The sequence below is a fragment of the Vibrio splendidus 12E03 genome, from assembly GCF_000272105.2.
In the GTDB taxonomy this organism is placed as follows: domain Bacteria; phylum Pseudomonadota; class Gammaproteobacteria; order Enterobacterales; family Vibrionaceae; genus Vibrio; species Vibrio splendidus_I.
Genome location: NZ_AJZD02000220.1, coordinates 1 through 6,506 on the forward strand (window position 1 = coordinate 1; position 6,506 = coordinate 6,506).

At 45.6% G+C, this 6,506-nt stretch carries 13 protein-coding genes; all 13 read right to left on the reverse strand.

Translation table 11 applies throughout. The annotated features are described in order from the left end of the window. A partial coding sequence (locus A142_RS14960; protein WP_019820816.1) for a hypothetical protein occupies positions 1–259 on the reverse strand: 259 nt, incomplete at its 3' end. Next, on the reverse strand, positions 256–861 hold the full coding sequence (locus A142_RS14965) for a hypothetical protein (RefSeq protein WP_019820817.1): 606 nt from the start codon (positions 859–861) through the stop codon (positions 256–258). The genes A142_RS14960 and A142_RS14965, both read right to left, overlap by 4 nt. Beyond that, the gene (locus A142_RS14970) at positions 858–1,553 is read right to left on the reverse strand and encodes a hypothetical protein (RefSeq protein WP_019820819.1); all 696 of its coding nucleotides are present in this window, start codon (positions 1,551–1,553) and stop codon (positions 858–860) included. The genes A142_RS14965 and A142_RS14970 overlap by 4 nt, the downstream gene beginning before the upstream one ends. After that, the gene (locus tag A142_RS14975; RefSeq protein WP_008221299.1) at positions 1,553–1,954 is read right to left on the reverse strand and encodes a hypothetical protein; all 402 of its coding nucleotides are present in this window, start codon (positions 1,952–1,954) and stop codon (positions 1,553–1,555) included. The genes A142_RS14970 and A142_RS14975 overlap by 1 nt, the downstream gene beginning before the upstream one ends. Positions 1,955–1,959: 5 nt before the next feature. After that, on the reverse strand, positions 1,960–2,181 hold the full coding sequence (locus A142_RS14980) for a hypothetical protein (protein ID WP_008221301.1): 222 nt from the start codon (positions 2,179–2,181) through the stop codon (positions 1,960–1,962). Beyond that, positions 2,178–2,330 (reverse strand): hypothetical protein, encoded by a 153-nt coding sequence (locus A142_RS25195; RefSeq protein ID WP_008221303.1) that lies wholly within the window; start codon positions 2,328–2,330, stop codon positions 2,178–2,180. Before A142_RS25195 ends, A142_RS14980 begins: the two co-directional genes overlap by 4 nt. A gap of 9 nt (positions 2,331–2,339) precedes the next feature. Beyond that, positions 2,340–2,615 (reverse strand): hypothetical protein, encoded by a 276-nt coding sequence (locus A142_RS14985; protein ID WP_019820825.1) that lies wholly within the window; start codon positions 2,613–2,615, stop codon positions 2,340–2,342. Positions 2,616–2,625: 10 nt separating this feature from the next. Beyond that, positions 2,626–3,429, reverse strand: coding sequence for a major capsid protein P2 (locus A142_RS14990; protein WP_008221307.1), 804 nt, complete (start codon positions 3,427–3,429; stop codon positions 2,626–2,628). Between the two features lie 252 nt (positions 3,430–3,681). Next, a complete protein-coding gene (locus A142_RS14995; protein WP_008221310.1) occupies positions 3,682–4,341 on the reverse strand; it encodes an ATP-binding protein in 660 nt (219 codons plus the stop codon). Further along, positions 4,342–4,812 carry a hypothetical protein gene (locus A142_RS15000; RefSeq protein ID WP_019820830.1) on the reverse strand — a complete coding sequence of 157 codons (471 nt, stop codon included), beginning with the start codon at positions 4,810–4,812 and terminating at the stop codon, positions 4,342–4,344. It abuts the gene before it with no gap. Continuing rightward, on the reverse strand, positions 4,813–5,208 hold the full coding sequence (locus A142_RS15005; protein ID WP_019820832.1) for a hypothetical protein: 396 nt from the start codon (positions 5,206–5,208) through the stop codon (positions 4,813–4,815). Further along, on the reverse strand, positions 5,208–5,387 hold the full coding sequence (locus A142_RS15010) for a hypothetical protein (protein ID WP_008221318.1): 180 nt from the start codon (positions 5,385–5,387) through the stop codon (positions 5,208–5,210). The genes A142_RS15005 and A142_RS15010 overlap by 1 nt, the downstream gene beginning before the upstream one ends. Beyond that, the coding region (locus tag A142_RS15015) for a rolling circle replication-associated protein (RefSeq protein WP_019820835.1) at positions 5,384–6,506 on the reverse strand (1,123 nt) is incomplete at its 5' end. The genes A142_RS15010 and A142_RS15015, both read right to left, overlap by 4 nt.

Here is a 6,506-nt window from a genome sequence, read left to right on the forward strand (position 1 = left end):
CTTTCTCCATTTCTTCCGCTACGTCCTGTAAGCGAGGGAGCGTATTTGCTGCCACACTATCTGCCAGTTCGTGAACGTCATTATCTGAATCGAAAGCGTGACGCTGCATAGATACAACCGCCGCACTTAATGCCACCTGATTGCTGTAAACGCCTTGCATCATTTCCAATGCGTCTACTTGCTCAGGCTGTAGGTTTTGAAGGTGTTCCGTGAGTGGGTCGTATTTCACGACCACTCGACGGGGCATGATGTGGCTCATCGGTGAACCTCCATCATTGCCAGTTTTAAAGGTTGATTAGAATTGTTGTACGCCCAGAGCTCACCACCACCCGTAATCGTAATTCCTGCGGGGGCTTGTCTGTCCCCCATAACCGGAAGCCCAACCACGGCAGAAACATTGCTATCACCAATCATCGCTTCTACTTCCGTATCGCTAACGTTTTGGATAATCGCCTCTAGTCGTGTAACTGAGGCATTGAACAAACGTTTCTTTTCATTAGGGTTAATAAGCAAATGGTCACGACTGATAAAGCGTTGCGCCGTTTCTTGTCGAGTGGTCACGATTGAACGAATCTCACTGACTGCCAACGATTGAGCAAACTTCACCTGTGCAGGTGGGGTGGTTTTTAGATCACGTTTAGTGAGTTGGTACACCACTCGAATTGACGCTGCATGAGGGTTAGAAATTTCAAGCTCTTTAAAGCTTTCAATATCTAACGTATCTCCCGCATCAACACGAATTTGCTCGCCGTTATCACTGCGAACATAGAGGTACTCTTGAGATTCACGGACAATCAGCCACTTATCAGAACCCACACCAAAACGTTTAACTTCATTAGCCTGTAAGGTTAGCTGTTTCATTTAGCCCCCTTAAAGGCCGTTGCGACCATTCCCACACCTGCTGCCACTGCAACTGCAATCGCAACTTTTGACATTTCGCCAGCACTGCCTGTTTGACTGCGTGAAGCGGTATTTTCTGCCATAACCAGAGCAGCGCGGGCGTTCTCTCCCGACTGTGCAGCCATGGCTTTAATTGCGGACGTTGTATCTGCGCTGTTCTGTCGCATATTGTCCATTGCCTTTTGACTCACAACGCTGTTTTCTTTCATTGAGTCACGACTAAAATCGAGAGCCTTTGATAGGGACTCTTGACCAGAACTCAAAGCAGATTTAAGCGATTCTTGATTAGCCTTAATTGCTTCTTTGCTAACACTTTCATTTGATTTAAGGGCTTCTTTGCTCACGCTCTCGTTTGACTTGAGAGCATCACGCCCAAAACCTAATGATTCATCAATCGCCTTTTCGTTGGCTTTAAGCGCATCAGAACCCAATCGAGCCGCTTCTTTCATAGCAGCGCTATTGCTGTTCATCGCGCTTTTTGCGATTTCTGTTGCTGCCTTAACCGAACCATGGTCAGTCACTGAAATATTACCGACATTGCCGTTAACACCAGAAATAACAACACCAAGGTTATCCCCACTAATGGCACTGGTGCCGCTAGTGTTGGTTGTGTTTGTAACGTTCTTACTTGAACTACTGCCACCGCCACCCATTAGCACCCCTCCCATGTGAGTGATAAAACCGATTCATGCTCTGTCTTATCTGCAACAACGAAACCAAAAGCTTTAAGGATGCGTTCCATCCCACGGCGCACCGTGTGATATTTAATTGAGCGATAACCTTGAGACTTCACCGCCTCAATAATGCAAGGAGCCGCTTTCACTAACCCCTTGCCTGTCATAGCCAAAATTAAATACTCGTTATCACTGGTAACCAAACCAACAAAACGAACAGAGACACCCGCACCTTTTAAGTGGTAAAAGCTCGCCTGTTTATTACTGACTGCTTCACAACAAAATTGATATTCAGCCTTGGCACAATGCACCCCGTTAAATGCGGATTTAATCAGGGCAAACTGTGCTTTGATGTCAGCGCGAGTAGGTTTAATTAACATGAAATTCATTTTTTAAACGCCACCCACGCAATACCAAGAGCCAACAAGACAAACGGCAGGTTTTGAGCAAGGCTTTGCCCCGCACTCCCACCAAAATTGATAGCACCATTACGAATGCCACCAATCGAGTTAGTCCCTGTTGCCTCACTAGGGCCAGCCGAACCACCTCCGGCACTGATAGGCATAGAACCGCCCGCGCTTAAACCGCCGCCGATACCCGGTATCATTTGCCCCCCTTAATGACTCGATAAGCCACATAACAGCCGCCACTTACCGCCGCGACTTTTAATAATTTCGTTGCACCTGAACCAGACCAAAAGCCCGCCCCAAATCCAACGCCGCCCGCAACCAGAGGAAGAAGCACAATTAATGGCATACTTCCCCCTTACTTTTTCACTGCAATAACCAACACCGTAAGCAATAACGCGACACCCAAACCGCCACCGACATACAACAATGTTTTGTCAGTCGTTTGGGGCTGCGGTGAGCCTGTCACCGCGTTGCCATGATTATCTTTTACAGGCTGTTGGGGTTGCTGAGTCGTACCTGCGTTTTTCGATGAGTCGTCTTTGGTAGCGGTATCAATCAAGTTACCCATACCTTCACCTACATCATCCAAAAGCCCAGACCCAAAATCGGTTAAATCATCCCAAAAAGCCAAAAGTCACCCCCTACACTAAATCAGGGCGAACAACTTCCACTGACTCAACAATAATTGGAATAGAGCCGACAGGCTGATTGGTTTTCACTGTGAACTTAAGCTCCGAGCTATGTGCCGTTGGAAACAGTTCATCAATGTAAAAGCCGCGCATGATTGGGTCGAAATGGAAGCAGCCCGCTTGCCAAAAACGGCGATTGCGTTTTGCTCGCATATCTTCCAAAGCTCGTGAAGAGTCAAAGACCTTCACAAAGTCACGGTAGATTTGCAGTGTATGAATTTCATCACTTAAAAAGTGCATGCGGCGAACCAGTTGAAGCGGGCCCGAAACAAGATCAAGAAACTCATTTTCTGTAGAGCTTGCTTGCATGGTTTGCTTTTTGATTTTTGGCACAACCACACGTGCAGGTTGACGCGCTGAAACGGTCGCCCATGCTTGCAATTGAACCTTGGGTGCATTCGCTTGAGAGGTAGAAGCAATTTCTACTTCTAGCGTAATGTTATCGCCCATTTCCGTTACCAGACCTGTGTAACGAACGCCGTTTTTCGTTTTTGCTGTGATATCAGACAGTGGGATTGTGAAGAAGCCATCTACCTGAGTCAGACCTTTGTACGCTTCTAACTTCTTGATGAACTCACCATCTAAAACAATGATTTCATCTGCATTCAGTGTCAGCGTGATACGGCGCAATTGTGCAGCCGCAAGGTTGGTCTCAAGAAAGATTTCTTCATAAGTAGGACCAATCGGAATAGTCAGCGTTGCTTTCTCGCCGTAATCCGCACCCGTGAAGGAATTGAGTTTAGTTGGAGCAGACATTGATAATTACTCCCTTAACCGATGGTATCTTCAACAGCGTCAACGTTGTTTGAAGCCCAAACCACGCCAGCCGCCACAACGGATGCTACAAGAGCAATAACCGCGAGTTTCTTCGGTGTAAAACCTGCCATTTCTTTACCTATAAAAAAAACCGCCCAACATTAGGCGGCTTTTACTTAAACAGGCTATTGGGAATCGATTCCTAATAGTTATTGGGAATCGATTCGGAATAAATGGGCTTTGTGTCACAATTTACCACTTAATCACCCCTTTCTTGAACGCTTTACCGTCTTGTAATAGGTACTCAAGTGGATCAAGTTTTTCGATATCACTTGCAGGGATTCCGGTCATTTTTTCCAAATACACAGCACTAGCCTTGGTCTTTTGCATCATCACACAGGCATGCTGACAGTTATCGATAATGGTCTTTGAAACTTCCTGACCACGTTGAAACAGGTTAATAGTATGCAGGTTAAACTTACGGCCTAAGCGCAATATTTTGCCATGATAGCCCGTTGCTTTACCTGCATTTTCGCTATGCTCCGCAACCTCTTCGCAGATGATTTTAAGCGGTTTTTTGTGCTTACCATTCCCCATAGCCCAAACCACTTGGCAAAACTTATCAAAGTCTTTGGTTGTGGTTTCGTGAGTCGGTTGATAGGCAATCTTAAAGCCTTGTTTTGTCTTACGACCTGCAATCAGTGCGGCGGCAAACTCTTTAATATTGGAATACCCGCGCACCACACGCCCTGCAAGCTTTCCACTGTAATCGCCCATTGGGTCAAACATAGCCACTTGGTCAGTATCTTTGATAAAGAGTTTTTTGGCAGCGGATGTTTTCCCGCTGCCACTCATACCAACCGCAAACACATGACCATTTTTAAGGGCATTATTTGGGTTAATTGGCTGCATTTATTGTGCTTCCTCCGCGGAATCTGTTACCTCTTCCGATTGAGTGATTTCTTTCGCCGCATCGGATGCCTTAAGCATTTTGATTTGTTGGAATGACGTAAAGCCTAATGAACCCGCCGCGACCAGAAATGCAAACTCTTCTTTGTAGGCTGCTAACCATGGGGGCATTTCACCGCCATATTTCACAAACAAAGGTGCTGCCGTACTTGCCACGCTTTCTGCCTGTGATGGGTCAATAGCAAAGTCTTTATGTCCAAACTGTTTTAGCAATTGCTCAGACACACCAAGAATTGCCATTACAGACGCTGAGCCTTGCGCTAGAGCTTGCGCATTATCCGCTTGTTTAATATCAGCGGTACTAGGGTCAAAATCTTGCTCATCACCTAACTGTTGAAGCAGTGCCGCTTCATCTTCCGTTGTGTGCACATCTTCATTCACTTCAATTTCATTTACTTCTAATTCGTTTTCCATTTACGCCACCACTTTGATTGTTTTAACTAGACCACCAAACACCAACCCCATAAGAGCACCAATACCCACACACGCCGCCGTTCCGATTGGCTTTGATTCCGTATCTGTATTGGGTTTCGGTGTTGGCTCTGGATTGGGTTTAAATTCCCCTTGATTGACAATCGGTTTAGCCTCTGGCTTTGGAGCTTTGAGCTTTTCGATATCTGATTGCACTTCTTCAAGTGATTTAAAGGCATTCATTTCTGCTTGCATTGCCTTGCCTGTACGAGTATCAGGGCCACACTCACAACGACCATGAACATAAGCCGAACGTTTCCCTTTACCTTGCTTGATTGCCTTTGGTGTTAAGCAAGTCGAGCACACTACATATCCTAAGATTTCGTTTTCATTTTCCATTAGCTATTTTCCTTTTCTAATGCGTTTAGACGTTGGTTAAAGGCTTTAAAAAGCCAAATGGTTTTCACTAGCCAAGGCTTAATGAAACCGAAGCCCATCGGGGGCTTATACGCTTGCGACTCCGAATCCATTTCATTCAGTAAACGAGTGGTTTCGCTTTGTATTGTTTTTTCCGTCATTGGATTACCTGTTGTCGATAGTATTGCTCTACTTCGTTCATGGCCTGACCGAGTAGCTCTTGTTGAATTTCATAAGTTGGTATTGGCGGCAAGTCCTGATTGAGCAGACTTAACCAGTTAGCTTGATTGACTTGCCAACGCTTAAACTCTTGTTGGTAACGGTCTTTTGCTTCAAGGCGTATATCATCTAGATACGCATCCTCTGTCGTCATACTCCAACCTCTAGCCCCTGCCGCCCACTCTAAGAATTGATTAGCTTTTTGTTCGCAGTCCTCGCCCTCAAAGCTAATCGAAAATTGATTATCTGAACTGGCAAACACGCCGCGACTGCTTAAACGTTCCTTTTGTGCTCGAATTTCGCTATCTATCTGCTTTATGAGTCTATTTAGCTTGACGACTGCCCCGACCTTTTTAGCTTTTTTATTGATAGCAATGGCTTTTTTGGCCTCTTCTTTTTTGGCTTTCTTGCGAGCAATTTCGCGCTTGGTTGGAGCTTTCCATTGCTCTAAACGATACCCACACTCTTTGATAATTCCCGTCATATTGGAAACGTCAAAGCTTGCCAACGCCTCCCACTCAGGGGCTCGACTGCAACGAGCAATGTTATAGCGATTACCTTTAATCAACCCTTGGTCAGCATTACCACCTTTAGCGGCATAACCAATTGCTTTGATGAGATAACCCGCCGCCGCTTCTTTGTGCTGAATACGTTGGAGATTAGCCATACCATGCCCCCAAAGGCGCTCAACACGTTTCGCCCACCCTTGAAAATGCTCTTTAGGCACGTGGTAATTCAATAGAATATGAACGTGTGGATTTGGCTCACCGTTTTCATTCGCAGGACATTCAGCAACCCAAACATAATGAAAGTCGAAAGGCTTTTTCGTTGCTCCGTGTAATTCTTGGGTATGTGTTCGAACCTGCTTGTTTTCGTCTTTCGCTTTCCAGATAGCTTTAAGTGGTCGCCCTTGGTTCCCCTGAACAACTACCTTATTGGTTAGAGAAAGTTCACCAACCTCAGACGGTTGATATTCAAAACCGCGCTGATACATTTTTTTAAGACCATCAAGAAAACGAGATACCTCTTTGCCTATGGTGGTTTGAATAGGGCAATACGCT

Coding starts and splice junctions, on each gene's coding strand:
- A142_RS14965 (WP_019820817.1), bottom strand. CDS start 861: ATGAAACAGCTAACCTTACAGGCTAATGAAGTTAAACGTTTTGGTGTG.
- A142_RS14970 (WP_019820819.1), bottom strand. CDS start 1,553: ATGGGTGGCGGTGGCAGTAGTTCAAGTAAGAACGTTACAAACACAACC.
- A142_RS14975 (WP_008221299.1), bottom strand. CDS start 1,954: ATGTTAATTAAACCTACTCGCGCTGACATCAAAGCACAGTTTGCCCTG.
- A142_RS14980 (WP_008221301.1), bottom strand. CDS start 2,181: ATGATACCGGGTATCGGCGGCGGTTTAAGCGCGGGCGGTTCTATGCCT.
- A142_RS25195 (WP_008221303.1), bottom strand. CDS start 2,330: ATGCCATTAATTGTGCTTCTTCCTCTGGTTGCGGGCGGCGTTGGATTT.
- A142_RS14990 (WP_008221307.1), bottom strand. CDS start 3,429: ATGTCTGCTCCAACTAAACTCAATTCCTTCACGGGTGCGGATTACGGC.
- A142_RS14995 (WP_008221310.1), bottom strand. CDS start 4,341: ATGCAGCCAATTAACCCAAATAATGCCCTTAAAAATGGTCATGTGTTT.
- A142_RS15000 (WP_019820830.1), bottom strand. CDS start 4,812: ATGGAAAACGAATTAGAAGTAAATGAAATTGAAGTGAATGAAGATGTG.
- A142_RS15005 (WP_019820832.1), bottom strand. CDS start 5,208: ATGGAAAATGAAAACGAAATCTTAGGATATGTAGTGTGCTCGACTTGC.
- A142_RS15010 (WP_008221318.1), bottom strand. CDS start 5,387: ATGACGGAAAAAACAATACAAAGCGAAACCACTCGTTTACTGAATGAA.